At 45.0% G+C, this 21,847-nt stretch carries 22 protein-coding genes; 14 read left to right on the forward strand and 8 right to left on the reverse strand.

The window, feature by feature from the left end:
- Positions 1–256 precede the first annotated feature (256 nt).
- A complete protein-coding gene (locus ACFSYC_RS19070; RefSeq protein WP_377130454.1) occupies positions 257–2,026 on the forward strand; it encodes an NPCBM/NEW2 domain-containing protein in 1,770 nt (589 codons plus the stop codon).
- A gap of 1 nt (position 2,027) precedes the next feature.
- Here ACFSYC_RS19070 and ACFSYC_RS19075 read toward each other — a convergent pair whose 3' ends face one another.
- From ACFSYC_RS19075 to ACFSYC_RS19085, 3 genes are all read right to left on the reverse strand, one after another.
- Complete coding sequence (locus ACFSYC_RS19075; RefSeq protein WP_377130455.1) at positions 2,028–2,609, reverse strand: TlpA family protein disulfide reductase; 582 nt, start codon at positions 2,607–2,609, stop codon at positions 2,028–2,030.
- A gap of 37 nt (positions 2,610–2,646) precedes the next feature.
- The gene (locus ACFSYC_RS19080; RefSeq protein ID WP_377130456.1) at positions 2,647–2,835 is read right to left on the reverse strand and encodes a hypothetical protein; all 189 of its coding nucleotides are present in this window, start codon (positions 2,833–2,835) and stop codon (positions 2,647–2,649) included.
- A 134-nt stretch (positions 2,836–2,969) separates the two neighbouring features.
- Positions 2,970–3,341, reverse strand: coding sequence for a hypothetical protein (locus ACFSYC_RS19085; RefSeq protein WP_377130457.1), 372 nt, complete (start codon positions 3,339–3,341; stop codon positions 2,970–2,972).
- Between the two features lie 196 nt (positions 3,342–3,537).
- On the opposite strand from ACFSYC_RS19085, the gene ACFSYC_RS19090 reads away from it, so the two are divergent.
- Together ACFSYC_RS19090 and ACFSYC_RS19095 are read left to right on the forward strand one after the other, a co-directional pair.
- A complete protein-coding gene (locus tag ACFSYC_RS19090) occupies positions 3,538–4,023 on the forward strand; it encodes a DUF4385 domain-containing protein (protein WP_377130458.1) in 486 nt (161 codons plus the stop codon).
- 9 nt (positions 4,024–4,032) lie between these two features.
- Positions 4,033–4,143 (forward strand): DUF2256 domain-containing protein, encoded by a 111-nt coding sequence (locus ACFSYC_RS19095; RefSeq protein ID WP_377130459.1) that lies wholly within the window; start codon positions 4,033–4,035, stop codon positions 4,141–4,143.
- An 8-nt stretch (positions 4,144–4,151) separates the two neighbouring features.
- Here ACFSYC_RS19095 and ACFSYC_RS19100 read toward each other — a convergent pair whose 3' ends face one another.
- Positions 4,152–5,621 carry a GAF domain-containing protein gene (locus ACFSYC_RS19100; RefSeq protein ID WP_377130460.1) on the reverse strand — a complete coding sequence of 490 codons (1,470 nt, stop codon included), beginning with the start codon at positions 5,619–5,621 and terminating at the stop codon, positions 4,152–4,154.
- A gap of 220 nt (positions 5,622–5,841) precedes the next feature.
- On the opposite strand from ACFSYC_RS19100, the gene ACFSYC_RS19105 reads away from it, so the two are divergent.
- The 3 genes from ACFSYC_RS19105 to ACFSYC_RS19115 all read left to right on the forward strand — a co-directional run bounded on the left by ACFSYC_RS19105 (position 5,842) and on the right by ACFSYC_RS19115 (position 9,148).
- Entirely contained in the window at positions 5,842–6,129 is a 288-nt protein-coding gene (locus tag ACFSYC_RS19105) for a hypothetical protein (RefSeq protein WP_377130461.1), read from the forward strand.
- 73 nt (positions 6,130–6,202) lie between these two features.
- Positions 6,203–6,634: a tail fiber domain-containing protein gene (locus tag ACFSYC_RS19110; protein ID WP_377130462.1), complete on the forward strand. Its 432-nt coding sequence runs from the start codon at positions 6,203–6,205 to the stop codon at positions 6,632–6,634.
- A 66-nt stretch (positions 6,635–6,700) separates the two neighbouring features.
- Entirely contained in the window at positions 6,701–9,148 is a 2,448-nt protein-coding gene (locus tag ACFSYC_RS19115) for a carboxylesterase family protein (RefSeq protein WP_377130463.1), read from the forward strand.
- Positions 9,149–9,232: 84 nt separating this feature from the next.
- Here the strand turns inward: ACFSYC_RS19115 and ACFSYC_RS19120 are convergent, their stop codons facing one another.
- Positions 9,233–9,760 carry a DUF4142 domain-containing protein gene (locus tag ACFSYC_RS19120; protein WP_377130464.1) on the reverse strand — a complete coding sequence of 176 codons (528 nt, stop codon included), beginning with the start codon at positions 9,758–9,760 and terminating at the stop codon, positions 9,233–9,235.
- Positions 9,761–10,042: 282 nt separating this feature from the next.
- Between ACFSYC_RS19120 and ACFSYC_RS19125 the strand changes: the two genes are divergently transcribed.
- From ACFSYC_RS19125 to ACFSYC_RS19140, 4 genes are all read left to right on the forward strand, one after another.
- Positions 10,043–10,477 (forward strand): LexA family protein, encoded by a 435-nt coding sequence (locus tag ACFSYC_RS19125; protein WP_377130465.1) that lies wholly within the window; start codon positions 10,043–10,045, stop codon positions 10,475–10,477.
- A complete protein-coding gene (locus ACFSYC_RS19130; protein ID WP_377130466.1) occupies positions 10,461–11,714 on the forward strand; it encodes a Y-family DNA polymerase in 1,254 nt (417 codons plus the stop codon). Before ACFSYC_RS19125 ends, ACFSYC_RS19130 begins: the two co-directional genes overlap by 17 nt.
- Positions 11,715–11,804: 90 nt before the next feature.
- Positions 11,805–12,422: an SOS response-associated peptidase family protein gene (locus ACFSYC_RS19135; protein WP_377130467.1), complete on the forward strand. Its 618-nt coding sequence runs from the start codon at positions 11,805–11,807 to the stop codon at positions 12,420–12,422.
- A gap of 84 nt (positions 12,423–12,506) precedes the next feature.
- Positions 12,507–13,949: a phytoene desaturase family protein gene (locus tag ACFSYC_RS19140; protein WP_377130468.1), complete on the forward strand. Its 1,443-nt coding sequence runs from the start codon at positions 12,507–12,509 to the stop codon at positions 13,947–13,949.
- 55 nt (positions 13,950–14,004) lie between these two features.
- On the opposite strand, the gene ACFSYC_RS19145 is transcribed toward ACFSYC_RS19140, so the two are convergent.
- Positions 14,005–14,661, reverse strand: coding sequence for a C40 family peptidase (locus ACFSYC_RS19145; protein WP_377130469.1), 657 nt, complete (start codon positions 14,659–14,661; stop codon positions 14,005–14,007).
- Between the two features lie 58 nt (positions 14,662–14,719).
- Between ACFSYC_RS19145 and ACFSYC_RS19150 the strand changes: the two genes are divergently transcribed.
- Positions 14,720–15,730: a carboxylesterase family protein gene (locus tag ACFSYC_RS19150; protein ID WP_377130470.1), complete on the forward strand. Its 1,011-nt coding sequence runs from the start codon at positions 14,720–14,722 to the stop codon at positions 15,728–15,730.
- 9 nt (positions 15,731–15,739) lie between these two features.
- Here the strand turns inward: ACFSYC_RS19150 and ACFSYC_RS19155 are convergent, their stop codons facing one another.
- Positions 15,740–16,552, reverse strand: a complete 813-nt coding sequence (locus ACFSYC_RS19155) for an endonuclease/exonuclease/phosphatase family protein (protein ID WP_377130471.1) — start codon at positions 16,550–16,552, stop codon at positions 15,740–15,742.
- A gap of 112 nt (positions 16,553–16,664) precedes the next feature.
- On the opposite strand from ACFSYC_RS19155, the gene ACFSYC_RS19160 reads away from it, so the two are divergent.
- From ACFSYC_RS19160 to ACFSYC_RS19170, 3 genes are all read left to right on the forward strand, one after another.
- The gene (locus ACFSYC_RS19160; protein ID WP_377130472.1) at positions 16,665–17,657 is read left to right on the forward strand and encodes a hypothetical protein; all 993 of its coding nucleotides are present in this window, start codon (positions 16,665–16,667) and stop codon (positions 17,655–17,657) included.
- 211 nt (positions 17,658–17,868) lie between these two features.
- Entirely contained in the window at positions 17,869–19,272 is a 1,404-nt protein-coding gene (locus ACFSYC_RS19165; RefSeq protein WP_377130473.1) for an alpha-L-fucosidase, read from the forward strand.
- A gap of 172 nt (positions 19,273–19,444) precedes the next feature.
- A complete protein-coding gene (locus ACFSYC_RS19170) occupies positions 19,445–20,956 on the forward strand; it encodes a tetratricopeptide repeat protein (RefSeq protein ID WP_377130474.1) in 1,512 nt (503 codons plus the stop codon).
- Here ACFSYC_RS19170 and ACFSYC_RS19175 read toward each other — a convergent pair.
- Positions 20,928–21,662: a DUF72 domain-containing protein gene (locus tag ACFSYC_RS19175; RefSeq protein ID WP_377130475.1), complete on the reverse strand. Its 735-nt coding sequence runs from the start codon at positions 21,660–21,662 to the stop codon at positions 20,928–20,930. The two genes, ACFSYC_RS19170 and ACFSYC_RS19175, sit on opposite strands and share 29 nt — an antisense overlap.
- Between the last annotated feature and the right edge of the window lie 185 nt (positions 21,663–21,847).

Consider the following 21,847-nt stretch of genomic DNA (forward strand, 5'->3'; position numbering starts at 1 on the left):
AAATAAATCTGAACAAAAAAACGACCAAGTAAAAGTTACCTTTTCTCTTGATCGCTTCTCGTAATACGTTTTATTGAATTACTTTTTCAGTGTCCTCCTTTTATAGTAAGGGGCTTTTTGTTTGACAGGATTTTCTGAACATTGGCCTGCTATCAGGCAATAAGTGCTACCATAGTTAGCGTCTTTTGGAATAGCATAACAAAGCCCTTGCTATTTTGCGCGAGTCTGTTTACATTGGGTACATCAATCAAACCTTATGTACCTACATCGCCTTAAACTCTTCATACTCTTAACCGTACTTCCTTTCATCAGCCTAGCGCAGTTAACGCCGCGCAGCAAGCAAATTATTGCCGATGCGCAAAAGGTAGTCAAAGCTTACCATGCCGGTGCGCCTAAAGCCAACAACGTGGTTAAGGTGGTGTACTTTCATGGCCGCGACCGCGAGACCCTGGCTAATTGGGAGGCACGCCTGGATAGAGTTTTAACTGCTGTCGACAGCTTTTACAGGGACGAGTTTAAGAAAGCGGGTGTTGATGGGGGCGGTGTTAACTTTGAGCGGACCGGAAAAAAATATGTCATCACCGTTATCCGTGGCGACAACGATTCTAAAAGTTACGACGCAAACTCGGGCGCGCAACTTCAGGCCGAGATTATGAAAAAGGCGGGCGGAAAAATCGATTTCGCTAACGATCATGTATTGACATTAACGGGGCTTACTTATGTACGCAACGATGGCGTTTTTGTGTTCCACTCGCCTTACAATGGTACCGGCTCATCAGAGCGGGGCGCCTGCTACGCATCTGACAATGAAATGCTCGACCCGCGCTTCCTGACTGACAGAACCACGCGCATGAAGTTTTCTGAACGGGCCGGAATGTTAAAAGACTGCCTGGTAGCCGAGTTTAATAGCTGGTACATTGGCGGCATAGCGCACGAAATGGGCCACATGTTTGGCCTGTATCATGACTTTGGTAACCCTGCCGAGCTGCGCCCCAACACGATAGCGCTAATGGGCGAATTCGGCAGCCGCCATTTCGACGATTATCGTTGGGGCGGTCCGCAAACCTCGCACCTATCGGCAGCGGGTATCTTGCAACTGCTGAGTCACCCGGTGTTTACCCAATCGCGCAAAGAAATTAATACTCACAAATGGCTGTCTGTAAGCGATTTGCAGTTTGAGAAGCAAGACAGTAGCATACTGCTTAAAGCCAATGTGGAAGCCGACGACATGCCTTACGGGCTTACCGTGCTGATCCATCCGTGGAACATGGACGAATATCGTAACGAGAGTAGCATATACACCTTATCGTCGGCAGGCCAAATTGAAATTCCGTTGCGTAACCGGATTAACGGTCTTTACCGAATGACGATGCTGTTCATTTTCCCTGGCGGTGCAGTACAACCTGTCTTCAAATTTTTTAGTGTTGGCGATGACGGGATAAAAGTGCTCAGCGTGCCCGGGCAGGGTTTAGTTGATGTAAAAGAACTGTACAACCGGCTATCAAAATCGGTACAAACCAATCAAACTAAACAAAAGCTGAGGATATTAGAAGGCGTTATCAAACACAACCCACCGGTTGACGCTGCTACGCATATAGGCGACAGCCTTTACCTGTCTGATGCAAAGTGGCACCTTGGCACTGTAGGCTGGGAGCGACCCGTCCGTAATTATTACTCAACCGAAACTGAGGCTACCTTTTTCCTGGAGAATAAGAACGAGCTGTTTGAAAAAGGCATCTTTGCGCACTCGCCGTCGGTTTATCAGTTTCGCCTCAATAAAAAGTGGAAACGGTTTTCGGCTATAGTAGGTTTACGGGACCGCGCCCATGCCCAGGGCTCGGCCAAATTTACGTTGCTGGGCGATGGTAAGGTGCTTTATCAATCGCCGGCCCTAAGAGCCGGTCACCGTGACGAATTTAAGGTGAATATTAAAAATATAGATGTACTGGAACTTAAGGCTGACGGTACGGAGGGGCATAATTATAACTCATGGGCCATTTGGTTAAATCCGCTGTTAGAGCGATAGTTTAATTAGCTATCAAGCCGTCCAGGTACGTGTAGAACCTATCGTCTGTATAATCGGCCGCGCCCTGGTGCTGGGCTGCAATGGCGCCGGTTTTATCTATGATGATGGTTGTGGGTATGGAGCCGGTGAATAAGTCTTGCGGGATGTCGCCAACTAAATGATAAACGGGTAGCTGATAGCCTTTTCGCTTTAAAAATAGCAGGGACTTATTAAAATCATTATCCACATCAACCGTAACAATCATCACCTTCGGGTTATCGCGATAGCGTAAATACATGGTGTTTAACGACGGCATTTCGGCTATACATGGCGGGCACCAGGTGGCCCATAAATTGATGAAGATTACCCGGCCTTTATGGTCAGCCGTGTTAATGGTTTTACCTTCGGGATCAACAAGCGAAAGGGTAGGTGCAAGGCTTGCCGGCCTGGCCTGTTCGGTATTTTCGACAGGAGGTTTAAAAAAGCCTACTTTCATTAAACCCTGAAGTATGAAGGCCTTGGCCTGCGGGTTAAACAAGACAACAATGATCAATACCGTAACTACAACATTAAGGGCGTTTGACCACGTGACCAGTTTCTTCATACTTCAGGGTTGATTTATCTAGAGCGTACGTCGCCGGTTATTGTATATCTACATCAAAAACTGATGTAAATATATGTACTCCGTTATACTTTACCCAGATGTTTGTCCACCCCAGGCTGTCATAGCCTAAAAATATAACGTAAGGATCTTCTTCCCTGAAGCCAACAAAGCCTTTGCCTGTATATTTAAGTTCAAGTCCTTCTATCAGTTTTTCGCTAATACTCATAATAATTTGATTTAATGCGCATCATATCGACTGTTAGGATAACAGCCACATCACGAACGGTTTAACTTTAATTAATAAGGAGATTATCCTCAATTTAGGTTACGAGTCAGCCTGGAGCTGACGGGTTTTATTGATCAAATCCGAAGATTGTAAAAGCGCTTTACCGGGAGTTTGGTAATAGGCGTAGTGGAAGTATATAATTTAGAACCAGTTAAAGTTGGCAGGGACGCATCATAAAGCAGCTCGGCCACATAAAGCTCATGCAGGGCTTTACCTTGCTGATCATCAGCATCGCGGTTAACTACAGACTTGAAGATCTTTTTAACGGCAATAATATTTCGGCCAAACTTGTCGTAGCCATTGGGCACCAGGTTGGCGCTGTAATAGGTGCTGTCGGCGGCAATTTTTTGTGGCGGTTCAATAAAATATAAGTGGTTTAGCACAATAAACAAGTACCCCGCCAGTAGCAGAATTACTTTGTATTGCTGTTTTTTGCTAATCACCATATAGGCAAGTTTACTAAAATTATGCTTTTAATTAAAATTTGCTCTGTTAAGATTATGTTACCATTTGCGGTAAACCCTCATCCATTAATAATTATAACGGTGGTTCGCCGATAAAGTTTTGCCTGCATATCAACCAAACTTTTCGGGCAGTCATTGCTTTTTTGGTTAAGGAATGAGAGATTATTAACCACGTAACATGGCAATAAATAAACCCAGCTATTTAAATTTCGACCATGAGCATTATGCCTGGAAACCGGAGATAGATTATCGCTTGCATCCGCTAGAATACCGCGTTGGCAAAGGCGAGCAAGGCGTACTGATATGCGAGCCCTATAAGAGCGAAATAGGGCAGCACTGGCGTTTTAAAACCCCGGAGATAGCAATGGACAGCAGCGCGAAGATCTTCCTGCTATTTGAGGATTACCTAGCCGCCAATGATTTTGTGGGCGCTGATATGGCCCGCAAGTATCTGCAGATGGGCTATACCCGCGCACGCCGCTATGCCAATTATCAAGGTGGTAAAAAGTACAATGCCGATGATAACTACACACAACTACAGCGCGGCACCGGCGACCCTGAAAAGGCAGCGGCTGCCCGCATATTTTACGATAAATGGAAAGCCGCCGAAGCGAACCCGCTTTATGCCCAACTAAAAAAACAATGGAAGCATGAAAGGGGTTAAAAGCAACACTTGCCCTTGAAGGTTTGTGTGATATGTGGCCAGCCTTTTAACTGGCGAAAAAGCGGGAAAGGGTTTGGGACGAAGTTAAACACCCTTTCTGACAAATGCCGGAACCACTGATAAGTCGTTTAATCCTTGTTTCCTTCGCCAATCCGCTTTATTTGTTCATCCAGCTCCTGGGCCGAGGTAAGCAAATGATCCAGTAATTGCTCTTTTTCTGTATCATCGGCCCCGGGGTCTTTAATCAGGTCAATCAATGCAATTATTCTTGTTAACGGCGACCGGATAACGTGCGATTGTACCCAAGCTATCTCTTGTAGCTGGCCGGTTTGCAATGCTATCGCTTCTAAACGGGCTACCTCCTCGGTTATATCCAGGCAGGCGCCTATCATCTCTAAAGGAATGCCCGCCTCATCTTGCTTTAGCCTGGCCCATGATCGCAGGTACCGCACTTCGCCATTTGGGCGAATGATCCGTTCTTCAAACTCGGTACCTATTTTTGATTTCAATACGCCTTCAATTTGGTGGTATACCCGCTCGCGGTCTTCAGGGTGCAGGCGTTCCTGGTAGCCTGCAAAGGTGGCTTTAAAATCTTTGGCATCCAGGCCGTATATGGCATAAAGGGCAGGCGACCAGCTGACAATATCATGCTGAACGTCCCAGCGCCAGTTACCAAAGTTGGCCAGTTCCTGGCTCTGCAACATCATTATGTGGGCATCGTTAATAATGTCTGTTTTTTGGCGGTTTTCTAAAATGATGCGTAACAGCGCAGTAGCCCTGTCCATTACCTGCAATTCTTCCCCGGTAGGTAATCTTGCTTCGCGGTAGTACATAGACACCGTTGCCATAACGTCACCGTCAGCATTAATTACGGGGTTAGACCAACACGCTTTTAAATTGTATTTAAGCGCAGTTTCCCGGTACTTTTCCCATCGGGGGTCGGTGGTTATATCGCCAACAATAATCTGCTGTTTTGTAGCCGCGGCAACACCGCATGATCCCTCATTCTCGCCTATGGGGATTCCTTCCATAGCTTCCATGTACGCAGGAGGAAGGGATGGGGCGACCCCGTTGGCCAATCGCCCGTTTTTAATCTTATGTATGCACGAAAGCATTTTCGGGAAGAAGTCCTCCAGCCCCTGTAAATAAGTAGTTAAAACGATGTCAAGCGTAATATTTAAATCTGAATTTAAGCGGAGGATGTCACTTTCGAGGCGTTCCATCGCTATTAATCGTTTGGTTATGGTAATATCCTGTATAATACCGCGCAGCATAACAGGCCTGTCTTTATCATACACCACAGATACGCTATCTCTGATCCAGGCAATGTGTCCATCTGCTTTCACTATGCGGTATTCAAACGACTGGCTTTTTACCTCGCCACTTAGCAGTTTGTCGTAGCCGGCGGTTATTTGCCGGTCATCATTATGGCTATGCGTCTCCCAAAATAGTCCGTTGCCAATCCATGCTGTTGATGAAAACCCCAAAACAGGTAATAGCTGCTGGCTGACGAAGGTGGTTTGCCGCTTGAGGATATCAGCCTCCCATACTATCCCATCAATCGATTGCAGTAGATCGTAGATTTCTTCAGGTTTCATCGCTTTGGCTTTATTTGGCTACTAATAAATGTATAGCTATTATTTCCAAATTCCAAAAGGGTATAAAGTCGGCCTTTTGATTTTGGGGTTAATGAATTTAATCTGTAATTATTTTGTCTTTTTTATTACCCAAATAATAAACCAAAAGGATATTTGATATGTTTGCATAGTAAATGTATATCTAATGTCGTTTAATTGGCTTAAGCATATATTAGTTTTTGTGAGTTTGTTCTGCATATTGGAGAGCACAGGCATTTCTTTGCTGTCTGCGCTAACCAAATACAAGCTTAACCAAACCGAGCAGCAAATGGCTAACGACGATGAGAGCAAATCAGAGCGTAACGAGGTTAAAGAAAGCAAGGTGAAAGAGTATTTGCTGTCAGATTTTTTGATAGAAGCCCCGTTATTGACATTTATAGAAGCTACCACGTACCCACAAAGACAACAGCACGCGCACCTGGCTTGGGTGCCGCCCGTGCCGACGCCACCACCCAACCGTATAGTTTAATTTTTTCGGATAATTAAGTGCATTCTTTTTATTGGGGAATAGCTGATTATTTTACATTAAACTATACAAAATCATGAAAAGTAACATTCAATTTATAGCAGCTTTAGCAGCTGTATTTTCTATATCAGTTTTTACCGCATCGGCACAACTAGTTACCGACGCGCAACTTAAAAAGAACACCACGCCTGTAAGTAATTCGTTAAGTACCATTAGCCGACTGCACCCGGTAACTTACGAGTATAATAAAAGCGATTTTAAACAACTTAACCTGCCGGCCGGAAAGCAAGTTGGCTTTATAGCCGACGATGTTAAAGAGGTTATGCCATGGGCAATAACCACGCGTAACAACTGGTATAACGCAGGTAAAAATAATCCACGCGCGGTAGCTACCGCAGAGGTTGATTTGCAAAAGTTGGTACCATTGCTGGTAGGCGCTATCCAAGAGCAGCAAACCGAAATTGAGCAACTGAAGCAAGAGGTTCAGTTGCTCAAAAAAGGCAAGTAATTGCCAACCATGATAAGTAGTAAAAGGGAGCTTTGCCAGGCTCCCTTTTTTTGTTAAGTTTGTTTTATGACCAACCCCCTTTCTCCATTTAGGCTAAGCTGTTTTGCAGGTGTTTTTATAGCCGTAGCATCCATCACATCGGGCGCTACAGCACAAACATATCAACCCTTTACCAGCGGACTATCCATCAGAACCACGGCTAATTATAACCGTGCCGCACTATACCAGGATCAGATTGCGTATGCCATTAACAAGGGCACGCTAACTGTTGCCGAAGAAGGAATGGGCATTACCGGCGCTAAAGCCGGGACGGACGCTAAATGGACGAAGGTTACTGCCGATACCGCCAACCGTTTCAGGATGCGCGGGGGCGAGGGAAACTATACTTATTTTGCTTATGATTTGCCCGCCGAAAGGGCAGCGATCCTAAATATACAAGGTAACAGTGCTGTTTATGTTAACGGCGAACCCCACATGGGCGACCCATACCGCTTTGGCTGGATGAATGTGGTGGTAAAACTAAAAAAAGGCCGCAACGATTTTTTTGTTCGTGGTGGGATGCTGCAGGGAGGTTTGACTTTCCCTGTAAAACCTATAGTGTTGGACGTGAAAGATTTTACAGCGCCCTTTATTGTCCCGGGCCAAAGTGCGGCTAAATTAAAGGCGGCAGTTACGGTGATAAATACCAGCGGCATCGTTTTAACCAACTTACAAATGCTGAGCAGCATTGGAGGTAAAGAGGTAAAAAGCAGTCTGCAGAGCGTGCCAGCATACAGCACCCGTAAGGTGTATTTTGAGTTTGATGGCACAACGGTAACCACCAAAGGCTTCACAGATTGCGCTTTGACGCTATTGCAGAATGGTAAAGCTTTAGACAAAGCCACAGTTAAAATAGAAAGCACCCTGCCGGGCGACAAATACAGTGAAACTTTTGTAAGCAATATAGACGGCAGCTTGCAATACTACTCGGTAGCGCCACAGGTTGGCGGGCAAAAAGATGGCCAGGCGCTGTTCTTTTCGGTACATGGTGCCGGGGTTGAGGCTATTAACCAAGTGCGTGCCTATAAATCAAAAGACTGGGGTAATTTGGTAAGCCCTACCAACCGTCGCCCGCGTGGTTTTAACTGGGAAGATTGGGGACGTTTAGACGCTATGGAAGTACTAAACATCGCCAAAAAAGAATTTAAGCCCGACCCGCAGCATATTTACCTTACCGGCCACTCTATGGGTGGTCACGGTACCTGGTTTTTGGGTGCCACGTATCCTGATAAATGGGCGGCTATTGCACCGTGCGCCGGTTATCCTACGCTTAAAACCTATGGATCTGCTGACGGCATTGTGCCTGATACCAGCTCAACTGACTACGGTAAGCTTTTATTAAGTGCCAGCAACCAAAGCGATGTGCCCAAGCTGGCGCAAAACTACAAGCAGGTAGGCGTATACATTTTACATGGCGATGCGGATGAGACCGTACCTATTGCCTTCGCAAGGCAGATGAGACAGCTATTGGTGCCGTTTCACCCGGATATGAGCTATTATGAGTATCCAGGTGGCTCGCACTGGTATAGTGACGAGTCGGTAGACTGGAAACCAATATTCGATATGTTTAAATGGCACACCATTCCGCTTGACACTGCTTTTAACAACATTGATTTCACTACGGCCAGCCCGGGCATATCAGCCTCAAACCATTGGGCTACCATATATCAGCAGGTTGTTCCATTTCAGTATAGCCGCATCAAGCTTACCCGTAGCAAGCGCTACGCGAGTATATCGGGCACGCTAGAAAACGTTGAGTTATTAAAACTAAGCTTAGCCGGCTTTGTAAAAGATAAAGCTATCAGCATATCACTTGATGGTGCGGACGCTATTAAGTACACTACCAAAAGCGAGGATGACAGTATCTACCTAAAAAAAGTAGATAAAGCCTGGTCCATTGTAAACCAGCCCAACCTGAGTGAGAAGGGCCCGCACCGTTATGGCACTTTTAAAGATGGTTTTAATAAGAACATGGTATACGTATATGCCACCGGCGGTACCGCGGCAGAACAAGCCTGGGCCGTAGCCAAGGCCCGCTATGATGCCGAAAGCTGGTACTACCGGGGCAACGGCGCGTTTGATATTATTAGCGATAAAGTGTACAGCAAAGCTAAATATGCAGGCCGCAACGTGGTGCTGGTGGGTAACGCGACAACCAATTCGGCCTGGAAGATATTGCTGGGTGATTGCCCGGTTAATGTAGCCAATGGCCTGGTTAAAGTGGGCGCGAAGCAATACACAGGCACCGACTTAGCTACTTATTTTGTATGGCCGATAGCCGGTACTGCAAGCAACAGCGTATCAGTAATATCAGGCACCGGTATTGAAGGTCTGCGTGCCGCTAATGCCAACCAATATTTTACAGGCGGCAGCGGCTTTGCCGACGTCATGGTGTTCCGTGCAAGTATGCTGAAGGATGGGATAGGGCAGGTGAGCTATGCGGGGTTTTATGATAACCAGTGGAAAGTGAAATAATTTGATACCCTGGTACTGTTATTAAAGGATAAAAAAAACACCACAGGCAGAAACCTGTGGTGCTATCAAATAAGGTATTAATCGCTATTGACCAATCTGAGTCTTTAGCGTCACCGCTTCTTCGAGGTGGCGTTTAAGCGTCGGCAATTTTCCGGCGGCGAAGGCTTTAATCCCTTCGTCTTTAACACTGTTTTGCGATGCTGCTGTAAACAAGTTAATAGTTTCCTGATGTGATGTTACCATCATTGTCGCATATTGCCTGTTAAAAGCGGTATCCACAAGTGCGGTTAGCGTAATCAATCTTTCCTGGTATTTTTGAGGCATTGATTCTGCTACATCAAGTTGCTTTTGTCGCGCTAATATTTGCATATCGGTGGCCGTCTGGCCATGATCTGTGAGCATGTGATTTGCAAATGCTGTAACATTAGTGTTTTTTGTTTTGCTTAGCGCCAGGTTAGCGGCCGCCACTTCAAACATATTGCTGCTTGAAGCTGCTATAACAAATGCTTGATCTTGCATCATGTCCATGCCTGCGTCGTCGTCCTTTTTACATGAGGTAAAGCTAGTAGCCAGGCCGACTACTGCCAATAGGGTAATTGCTAATTTTTTCATAGTAGATATTTTTTCGTAATGGTTAACAAGTATTGTGCCTTGCAGCCCAAAATGTAGGCGGGCTTTTTTTAGTAAAAAAATTTATAAACCTTAACTTGCTGATTATAAATAAATTTGATTGATTGTAAAAAAAATAATACAGTGTTTTTGCACCGCGCCTGGTCCTCGCTCCATCAACATCATTGTAGTTTATTGGTGATTACCTGAATTCAATTTGTTGAAAACTATAAGCAAATACTAATATTTTTAGCATTAAATTTGTTGTCTCCATTCGGTTAGGCAATGCTAAGGGTAAAGAAACAGGCGCAAAAGAGGGATGTATTAGGCTTTAGGTTGCCCATGTTAACGCATGAGGTGCCCACGCTGGATATTACTGATATTACCGTGATAGACCCCGACAATACCTACTACATGCGGATGGGCAGCGAAGCTATGACGGGCTACCAGATAGGGATGGATCATATTTTGGTTATAGACCGCTCACTGCAGCCAGTGCCTGGCAGCATTGTAGTATTTTTTCACGAAGGCGGCTTTTACACCCGGGAGTATTGCCCCCAAGGTAACAAGCTGTTGCTAAAAGCTAACACTAAGTACGATACCATTACTATTGAGGATATAAACCAGTGGCAATGCTGGGGTGTGGTAATGCTGGCACTCAACCCGCTACTGCAACCACAGCAAAAAGTAGGGAGGTACAGCCGTGTTTGCGCATGTTGATATTAACAATTGCTACGTAAGCTGCGAGACGCTTTTTCAGCCGCAGTTAAAGGGCCGGGTGGTGGTGGTCCTGTCTAATAACGATGGTTGTGTAATAGCCCGGAGCAACGAAGCCAAAGCCATAGGCCTTAAAATGGGCGACGCCGAGTTTATGGTACGCAAGGTGCTCAAGGAGCATGATGCGGTGATATTCAGCAGTAATTACGCGCTCTACGCCGATATGAGTGCCCGCCTGATGAATAACCTGGCGCGCTATACTTACACCCTGATGGTTTATAGCATAGATGAAGCATTTATGGCACTGGCCGATACTCAAGATCTCGATCTGGATAAACACGCGCAAATGATCAGTGAAAATGTAATGCACGACACTGGCCTGGCGATCACCGTTGGCTTGGGGCCAACCTTTGCGCTGGCCAAGCTGGCCAACAAGGCTGCAAAGAAACAGGGGCTCAGTTATTTAGTATTGGATACAGAAGCAAAAGTACACGAGGTTACTAAAACCTTCCCGATAGAAGATGTGTGGGGCGTTGGCCGGGCATATTATGACAAACTGCGCGAGCATAAGATTGAAACCGCCGAGGATTTCAGGCAGCTTAAACCTGATTTTGTGCGCCAGCAAATGACGGTGCAGGGCTGGCGACTGCACCAGGAGCTGTGGGGCAAACCCTGCAACATTATCCGCGATGTGGCCGACAGATCAAAGGGGATAGAGTCAAGCCAGAGCTTTAACACCTATCAAACCCAATTGGAAAAAATTGAAGAAGCAACAGCCATGCATGCCGGCACAGTAGCCCTAAAACTGCGTCAGCAAAAAAGCATGACGCTGATGCTTACCATTTACCTGCGCACCAATAAGCATAACGTAAAGCACGACCAGCATTACCCGTCTATTACCGTTAAAGTGCCGCTGGCTACCAATAGTGCGCAGGAGATTACCCGAATTTGCGTTCAGGCGCTGCGGGCCATTTGGCAACCGGGGTACAACTATTTAAAAACCGGCGTGCGGGCAACCGGCATCATCCCCGCCGGCGAGGCGCAGTACAACCTTTTCAGCAATTATGAAAACAGCCGCCAAACAAAACTAAGCGGTTTAATGGACGAGATTAACGCGCGCTACGGCCGAGGTGCCCTGCGAGTAGCTGCCGAGGGCTATGACAAAACCTGGAAAATGAAACAGGAGTATTTGAGCAAACAATACACCACCAACTGGAACGATATCGTGGTGACGCGTTAGCGTTGAGCGGCTCGCTCAATCAAATTGTAGTTGTAGGATACTTTATTAATTACTAAAATAATTAGTATCTTCGTGCGTTAATTGTTGACTATGTGCGGAAGAGTATTAATCGGAGAGAATAAAGACATTATCATAACCGGCCGAGACGGCAGGCAGTTTACCCCTAAACCTAACAGCAGCGGTAATCCCGGATCTATGCTGCCCGTGGTCACTGATGCCATGCCCGGTAAGGTGCAGCAGTTTCGCTGGGGATTGCTGACTATCGATGACGACAAGATTCACAGTAAACATAAGCATGCCCGCGTGGAAAACCTGCACAATGTGGGTTTATGGCGGCAGTTGCTGGGTAAAAAACATTGCGTAATACGTATACAGGCTTTTTTTGAATATAACAAGCTACAAGAAAAACTATACCGTATTGAGCGTGCCGATGGCAAACCATTTTACATAGCCGGCTTATGGGATATTTGGATTGATATTCAAACCAATGTATTGCTGCCCACCTTTGCCATGATAACCCTGCCACCCAACCGTGCCATGAGCGAAATTCATGACCGTATGCCCGCCATACTTGAACGCAGTCAGATCAAAACCTGGCTTAACCAGAGCTTGAGCGGCCCCGAGCGTGGCGCCTTTTTGCGCGATAATCCTTGTCTCTCCGAAGTTCTAAAGATCACGGTGGAGAAGGATCATAAAAAGGAAAACTAACCACCCGCAGTCACCATTATAGCCGAAGTTAATATCCACTGAAATTGTAGACAATGTTAGCACCGTTTAATATCTTTGCTTTGCATGGCTTTACAAAAACGCGATTATGATGCAGTAATAGTAGGATCGGGGCCTAATGGGCTTGCAGCTGCTATTTTAATGCAACAGCAGGGTTTATCCGTTATGTTAATAGAGGGCAAGGACACCATTGGCGGCGGACTACGGTCTGCCGAGTTAACATTGCCTGGCTTTACACATGATATCTGTTCAGCTATACATCCCCTAGCCGTAGCATCGCCGTTTTTTAAGACATTACCGCTGGCCGATCATGGCCTTGAGTATCTGTATCCCGGGATAGCTGCCGCGCATCCTTTTGATGATGGCACGGCAGCGTTTTTAGATCATTCTATCGAAAAAACCGCTGCACAGTTTGGCGTTGACGAAAAAGTATATGCCTACTTAATGCACTCCGTAACCAAAGCCTGGCCACTAATTGAAAATGATACTTTAGGTCCGTTGGGTTTTCCAAAGCATCCTCTGGTTATGGCCAACTTTGGTTTAAAGGCGTTAACCAGCGCCACTTACTTTGTTAATCGTTTTAAGACTATACAAGCCCGAGGACTATTTGGTGGCATGGCCGCGCATGCTATACAACCGCTAAGTAACCTGGCTACATCGGCAATCGGGTTAGTGTTAATGTCAGCCGGACATTTAAAAGGTTGGCCTGTACCTAAAGGGGGCTCTTCGGCCATAGCAAACGCGCTGGCCGGTTATTTTGAGGCTATAGGGGGGGAAATAGCGACCGGCACATTCATTAAATCGATGGATCAGTTGCCATCGGCGAACGCGGTGCTATTTGATATCACCCCCAAACAATTACTGCAGATAGCCGGGCATAAGTTTTCGAGCTTATATAAATGGCAGTTGGAGCGCTACCGCTACGGTATGGGCGTGTTTAAAGTAGACTGGGCCCTTGATGGCCCCATACCCTTCACCGCCGAAACTTGCCGCCGGGCCGGTACCATCCATTTGGGTAATACTTTTGAAGAAATTGCACAAACCGAACAACAAACCAGCAACGGCAAACAGGCCGAAAAACCTTTTGTTCTACTGGCCCAACAAAGTTTGTTTGACCCTACCCGCGCTCCCGAAGGAAAGCATACTGCCTGGGCTTATTGCCACGTGCCCAACGGCTCGACACAGGATATGACGGATGCAGTAGAACGCCAGGTAGAGCGTTTTGCCCCCGGTTTCCGCGATTTAATATTAGGAAAGTACACCATGAACACCGCACAAATAGAAGCGCATAACCCTAATTACATAGGTGGCGACATTAATGGTGGTATTATAGATTTAGGTCAGTTATTTACCCGTCCGGCTTTGCGCTGGTCGCCTTATAAAACATCGGCTAAGGGGTTGTATATCTGCTCGTCATCAACGCCACCAGGTGGTGGGGTGCATGGTATGTGTGGGTATAGCGCGGCTAAAAAGGCGTTGAAGGATGTGTTTAAAATAGATGTGGTTTAGCAGGTTTGCCTACCTCGTTTTTGTCTCAACAATTATTCAAACAAATCAGCGCCTATCACATATCATTCTTTCCAAATATTCTTATCACTTTCATAAACCTGCCCATATAATAGGCATTAAGCGGTGTTTCGGTAACGCCATAGGCTTTGCCTGATGTGGAGTGGATAAACGCTAAACCGTCCTTAGGTGATGTTACCAGTATGCCCATGTGCCCCACGATGCGTTTAGTACTGTCCGTCCCGGTAAACAGTATCAGGTCGCCTGGCTTGGCGTTTTTTAAGTCTGTTTCGCGGCCAATGTGGGTAAAATCAACCGAACTGCGTGGCACCAGTATGCTGAAATGATTGAAAACATAAGTGATGAAGCCAGAGCAGTCAAAACCCTCCTTAGGGTCTGTTGAGCCATATTTATAGGGAGTGCCGGTTAGCGTGCGCGCAAAACCTATTAGTTGGTCGGGAGCAGTTTTGCCGGTGTTGATGTCGAAATAGCGACGTGTGGTATCTGTAATACGTGCGGCTTCGGCTGTGGTATCAGTAAAACGTACGGGTTGAGCTGTGGTATCAGTAACGGGTAGGGGTTGGGCTTTGGTCCAGGTCGTTGTATCATTAGCCGGGTCAGACCCACAAGAATACAATACAATTAACAAAAAACAAACAGTGCAGATTAAACGCATACCTACAAAACCTAAAAGCTGCCCGATAGTTTTACCCATAATTAATTGACACTTAAGTTGCCAATGTTTAAATTAGAAATTTAAATACCCCTTACTCATGTTCAGATCAACCAAAACGAGTATTTGCCTTGCAATATTGTGCCTGATTGCTGCTGCCGCGCTTCCCGGTTGGAAAAATATTAGCACCGCGGCCAATTCAAAAGCACCGCAACGGGACAGCGTTGAGCGCAACATAGTTTACGGCAGTAATGTAAACTACCTTAAAAAACAAGAAAAGTTGGGCATGGATATTTACTATCCTAAAAATATGATTGCCGGTAAAAAGTACCCTTTGGTAATGATGTTACATGGCGGCAGCTTTTTAAACGGGCGCAAAGAAAACCTGGGCACACACTGCAAAATACTGGCCGACTCGGGCTTTATAGCCGTAACCATAAATTACCGCCTGGGCTGGAACGCGGGCAGCGTTTATGGCGGCTGCGAAAAAGTGGATGTTAACAGCCTGATAGCAGCCACCTATCGTGCGGTGCAAGACACCCATGCGGCTATGCGTTTCCTGGTAGCTAATGCCAATCAATATCACATAGATACCAAATGGTTGTTTATTGGCGGCAGCAGCGCCGGTGGGTTTATCGCTTTAGATATGGCCTACATCACTCAAAAATTTGCCGGCGAAAAAATGGCCAATGCGGTTACCACTTTAGGTAAGTTGGATACCGCCAGTAACCGCCTAAAAAACTCCTTCAAAATAAAAGGGGTTTTAAATATGTGGGGTGCTCTGCCAGATTCTACACTGATCACTAAATCGACGGCGCTACCTACTATATTTTTTCATGGCACGGCGGATAAAACAGTGCCTTATGACAGGGGTTTCTACATAGCTAATTGCGACCGTGTGCCAGAGCTGTATGGCTCAGCCTGCCTGTATCGCCAAACGCTGGCGACTGGTAAACCCACAATCCTGAATACATCGCCAAATGGTAAACATGATCCGGTAGAGTTTACTGCCAAAGTTGTAGCCAGTAACACCGCCTGTTTCTTCCACAAGGTAATGCTGGGCAAGGCACAAAGCGGCGGGTATTATAACGCCGTCTTGGGGTGCAGGTAGGTTGATCCCTTAATACTTAAACACTGTTAATATCGGCGCATGGTCTGATGTTTTTGGCTCGACAATAACCTCGTGAGACAAAACTTTCAGGGCAGATCCTTTCAGGTACGCTATATAGTCTATAGTGCGATTTGGTTTAGTTGCCGGTATGGTAAAACCACATTGCTGGCAACTGCGGGTAAAGTGCTGGTCCAACTGTTTTATCACGTTTGATTCTGGGTAGGCATTTAAATCGCCGGCCAGTATAAAAGGTTTTTTAAACTTTTGCGAGATCTTGATAATCTCTTTTATCTGCAGGTCGCGGTTAGTTTCGGGGCCTTGCGCATCCAGGTGCGTGGTGGCAAAGCCATAGGTTTTGCCGTTGGGTAAAAAAATCTCTGCATACAGTACAACGCGGTGTTCGCCTTTAGTGCTTTCGTCGGTAGGTAGCTTATAAACTTTTGGGTCCCTTAAACCATGTTTTGATAATATGGCCACGCCATATTCGCCACCATCATGGTCAATAGCCTTCCCAAAATACGCTATCATGCCGGTCTTTTTACCCAGCTCGGTAGCCTGGTTAATAAGCTTGCCTGAGCGGCCGGTATTTACATCAATTTCTTGCAGGGCAACAACATCCGGGTTTTGTTTTTTTATGGCGGCAGCGGTCGCATCTATGTCAATTAAACCTGTGGCTGGCGGGCTGCAATGGCGCACATTATAGCTCAGTACCCGTATGGTTTTTGGCGCTATTGAACCGCCTCCCACAAAAACCTCATGATGATGTATGGTGCAGGCTGTCGCGGTTATAATAAGTAAAGCAAGGAGTAGCTGTTTTTTCATGGTTTTAATGCCCTTTTGGCTTAACAAATATGCTCAAATTACTACATATGTATTATATAGAAAGCGTTTTGTTAAAGGCACTTTTGAAGAAATAAAAATCACCTAAAGCAAAATGAAACTTACAAACATCAAAATTCTTTTTTTAGCGCTTGGCGTTACCGCCTTGTATGCTTGTACCAAATCAACCACAGATGGTACGCCCACCCCAACCCCGCTAACTACCGTTGGCAACGGTTCTGGCAACTCTATTGTGTTTTATACCGACACATTCCGAGTTTACAGCACCAACTTAGCCGGCGGCGACCGTAAACTGGTTGTTGACGAGGACTTGAAATCGCAAAACAATTATATAGGCCTTATAACCGCCATCCCCGGAAAAAATAAAATAGCTTACACTTATACCACAGGCGGCAGCAGCGGCTTTGTTATTAAAACTGCAGATACCGACGGGAAAAATATAAAAACCATTAAAACCATGCCTGCAAGCAACTTTTTAGGATATATGAAAGGTATGTCTGACGGTAGAATTTATTTTAGCTACGGCCCGGTGGGCGCCCCAGGCAAAAACTATGTAATGGATGCCGATGGCGCCAACGAAACTCAGCTAAGCACTATACCACCCAATGGCCGCATTGAGGCCAGGCAAATTAGTACTTCGGGTAAAGGCATTATTGACGAAAGCGGCTACTTTATGGTTTTAAATAACGGAGTGTTTGCAGAGGCGTCAAGCTTTTACCTTTTAGCTAACGAAACTAAAACAACGATAAGGCAAACAGCCGTGTCAGACGACGCTACCAAATTAGCTATTCTGTACACTACTGCTAACCCTAACGTTTTTGAGCTACGAGTAAAAGATATTACAAAAACTAATGTTGCTGCCACCTTAGTTTATACGGTAACCCTTGCATCTGACGAGATTACTTACAATGTAAACATACAATGGGTAAATGGTAACAAAAACGTATTGGTTAATTACGGCAAGTTTACCGGCCCCAAAGGTTTAGCTACCGATTACACAAAATGCGAATTAATTGATGTAGCCGCCAAAACAGCCATTAACTGGAAATTTACAGGCGATGAAGCGCAAAGAGTAGTGGTTTATTAAACCCATTTGATTGATAATTTAGTTCAAATTCAGCGAGGCCGTTCCGTGTGGAGCGGCTTTCGTGTTTTTAATGATTTTTACTTTGTGTGTAGCGTAATGCAGTAAGGTTTAAATAACTGATGTAATTATAGCTTATTAATTTGCTTTTTAGGCTGAAATTTTAGGTGGGTATTGTTTGCTATTTTCGTACTGTACCAACAATACTTTTTTGATGATCAATCTATATCGCAGGCTGGCGTTGCTATGTTTAATTGTAGCGGGCTTTACAGGTGCTGTTAAGGCACAATCAACCACATCATTACAACACCTAAAAAAATTGCAGCAGCAATTTATTGATGACAGGTTTGGCATGTTTATCCATTTTAACATCCCAACCTATGCAGATGCCGATTGGCCTGATCCAGAGGCATCGCCCGCAATTTTTAATCCAACCAAATTAAACACCGACCAATGGGCCAAGGCGGCAAAATCAGCCAACATGACCTACGGATGCTTAACTACCAAGCACCACAGCGGTTTTTGTATCTGGGATACCAAAAGCACCGATTACAACGTAATGAACAGCGCTGTAAAGCGCGACGTAGTTAAAGAGTATGTAGAGTCGTTCAGAAAAAACGGACTTAAAGTTTGGTTATACTATTCTATTCTTGATACGCACCACAAGCTGCGCCCTAACCAGATAGTGCCAAGCCATATGGAAATGGTTAAAACACAGATAACTGAGCTATTAACCAAATACGGTAAAATAGAAGCCTTGGTTATTGATGGCTGGGATGCACCATGGTCGCGCATCAGCTATGATGATATCTCGTTTGAGGATATTTATCACCTGGTAAAAAAGCTACAGCCTGATTGTCTGATTATGGACCTTAACGGCGCTAAATACCCTAAAATGGGCATGTACTACACCGACATTAAAACGTATGAAATGGGTGCAGGCCAACGTATGGACGCAGGCGTTAACGCCATGCCGGCCCTGGCTTGTTTACCTATACAAGACTCGTGGTTCTGGAAAACCAGTTTCCCTACCAAGCCGGTAAAAACTGCCGAAAGCATGATAACGCAGCTAAAAACATTGAATAACGACCGTTGTAACTTTATCCTTAACGTAGCGCCAAACCGCGACGGCTTATTTGACGATAACGCTATTGCCGCTTTGAAAGCAATAGGACAGGGTTGGAAGAACGAAGGCCCGCTGGCGGCGTTGCCTGATGGCGAATTGCCAATTATATCGTCAAACCTGGCTATTAACCAGCCGGCAAACTCAAGCTGGAGCGATGATATGAACATTAGCGACTTTGCCAACGACGATAGTTTCCGATCGTCATGGACATCGAGCCCTACGGTTAAGGAGCCCTGGTTAGAGATAGGTTTTAAACAAGGAACCGGTTTAAACACTATTGTTATAGCAGAAAACCGTGCCAATATCAATAAATATAAACTGGAGTATTATGCTGCCGGCGCATGGAAAACCATCCTTGATGGCGATAAGACCGGGCCTATAAAGATTCACCGTTTTGATCGTGTATGGGCCAGCAAGGTGCGTATACAAATCACCGGTTATAACCGCACGCCATCTATATCAGAGTTTCAGATTTACAACGAGCAGCGATGAGCCGCCTTAACGGATAATAATTATATAGCGATGGGTTTAAAAGCCTATCGCTATTTTTTTTGCAACATTGCCGTACCTGCTTACGTAATAAAAAGATAATTAACAGACGCTACTTTGCAGACCACTCCCATTTGCTATTTTTATAAACTAAACTGATTAACCAATAACAATCATGTTTAAAAATAGCACCCTTGTAATTTTATTTCTTTGTGTATTCTGCTGTTTCGGGGCGGTCGGATCAGCTGCGGGCGATGATGACTTTATCAAAATACTTAAACATAGGGATAAAGAGGTACAAAAAAGGCAGGTGGTTAAATACATACGTGCTTATTTCAGATCAAAGCCCGTTGATAGCTTGCCTGGCCGAAAGGCAGAAATCAGCAAACAGTTTAGTGAGTATGAGTTTGATAACAGCACGGCATTTAATTACTTTATAGACCATATTTACCAGGTACGCATTGATCGCTTTGGCGATGCCGAAAGGTCTTTAGTAAAAGCAATAGAGCTAGTGTCTAATATCAAAGACGAATACCTGCTGTATGTTTTTTACACCGAGCTTGGGTTTTTGCAAAGTGATATTGGCAACCTCACCGGCGCCGTTTATAGCTACAGTATGGCCAGAAGACAGGCCATGGCGTTAGAAAACGGGACGTACCTGGCCACAGTGAATGTAAATCTGTCTGACATATTTTATCACAATGGTTTTTATAGCCAGGCGTTAAGTTATTTAAGGCAGGCGCAGCGCCTGGTAATCGGCTTGTCCGGCACAGATCAATTACTGGTTAATACGGTTTACAGCAATATTGCCGACAATTATTTTAAACTGGGTAATGCAGACTCGGTGCAAAAATATCATAATCTGTTGCGCTCAACACCAAACAGCGCTTTTAATAAATACATATTTTTAAAGCTTACCAATTATCAACTTACGCTGTTAAAACATGATTACAAAGCAGCGGTTAAACAGATATTGGCCCTAAAGACTGATAGCCTTTATCAATACAGTAATAACGATGACTTATTGTTGGTTGATGCTTATTACCAGGCGGCGATGTATGATTCGGCAAAAACAGTTATTGCAGGTCTGTTTGTCCACAAGTCTTTTAAAAATCATCCCGAAGTTAAATATCATTTATACGATTTGTTGGGCAAAATTGCCGAAAAGCAGCAGGATGTTAAAGCCGCGGCCTATAACTTTAAAATGGCGCTTCAACAGTCTGAAGAGCAAATTAACAGGCTTACGCACGTTAACCACATATCATCGCAGTTAAAAATTGATGAGGCAGAAAATGCTTTTAATCAAAAGGAGGGACGTTATAAAAGAGAGCGGCTGGGGCTTATTTATGTGTTAGTGATAAGTATCTTAATTATTGCGGTTATAGCCATGATTTTTAGGGCTAACCGCAAAAAGCGTTTTTATGAGCGGTTGGTGTTTGACGCAAAAAAAACAGAATTGTCTTTTATCAATTCGCACGAGGTACGCCGGCACCTGTCTAACCTGCTGGGGCTGATAGATGTCATAAGAATCAGCGACGACAAATACAAAGAATATCAGCAGGCCGAGCCCATGATATTACACGAAGCCGAGGCCCTTGATGTTGCTATTAAAAACATATCAGAAAAGCTTGAAAATGATATCGACATTATACCACCACCTAAGGATGAACATAGCGTTTTAGCGTAGCAAGGTTGTTCAGCGCATCGCCTGCTGTATTGTTAAAGTAAGCGTAAACGGTTTTTCCGTCGTCCTGCCACTCTTTAATGTACATGGCATAATCATATAACAGGTCATCCTCATAACTGCCACGGTAGCGCCCGCCCGGCCCATGAAAGCGTACATACATAATGTCTGATTGCAATGTTATTATTGGCGTTGCCGCAGCCGGCATATCATGCAATACCATAGCGACCCCATACTTATCCAGTATTTCATAAACATCGTCGTTGTACCACGACGGGTGCCTGAATTCTACAGCTATTGGCCAGCTGTTATCCATCTCTTTAATGGTTGCCAGTAAATTATCCAGCTGCATGCTGTGCGCCGCTGTAAGGCTCGGGGGAAACTGTATCAGCAAACAACCTTTTTTATCGCCAACGTAACTAATAGCTTCTATAAAATCGCGCACATCGGTAGGTTTAAAAGCAAGCTCCTTGTTGTGGGTTATCTCTTTCCAAAGCTTGTAGGTAAACTTAAAGTTCGCTGTAACCTCTTCGGCCCAACGGGTTACTGTAGCAGCCTTGGGCAGTTTATAAAATGAGCTATTGATCTCAATACTGTTAAAAACTGTGGCAACATAAGCCAGCCTTGACTTGTCCAGGTGCTGGGGTGGAAAATCGCGCTTGGGGATAGGGGTGAGCAAACCGCTGGTGCCGGCATAAAATGATGTCATGCTTTAAATAACATGATTTGTACAACCCGGTTTGCTGTTGTGCAAAAAAAGAAGGGTTTATGGCAACTGCAAAAAAAGACCGGAATAACCAGTCATGGTCGGAAGATTAATCTTCCGACTTTTTTGTTTTGAAGGATTTGGTTTTATTTGATATAGATATCTGAATATCAAATATTTATCTTGTA

It is taken from the genome of Mucilaginibacter antarcticus (assembly GCF_042686155.1).
Classification (GTDB): domain Bacteria; phylum Bacteroidota; class Bacteroidia; order Sphingobacteriales; family Sphingobacteriaceae; genus Mucilaginibacter; species Mucilaginibacter antarcticus.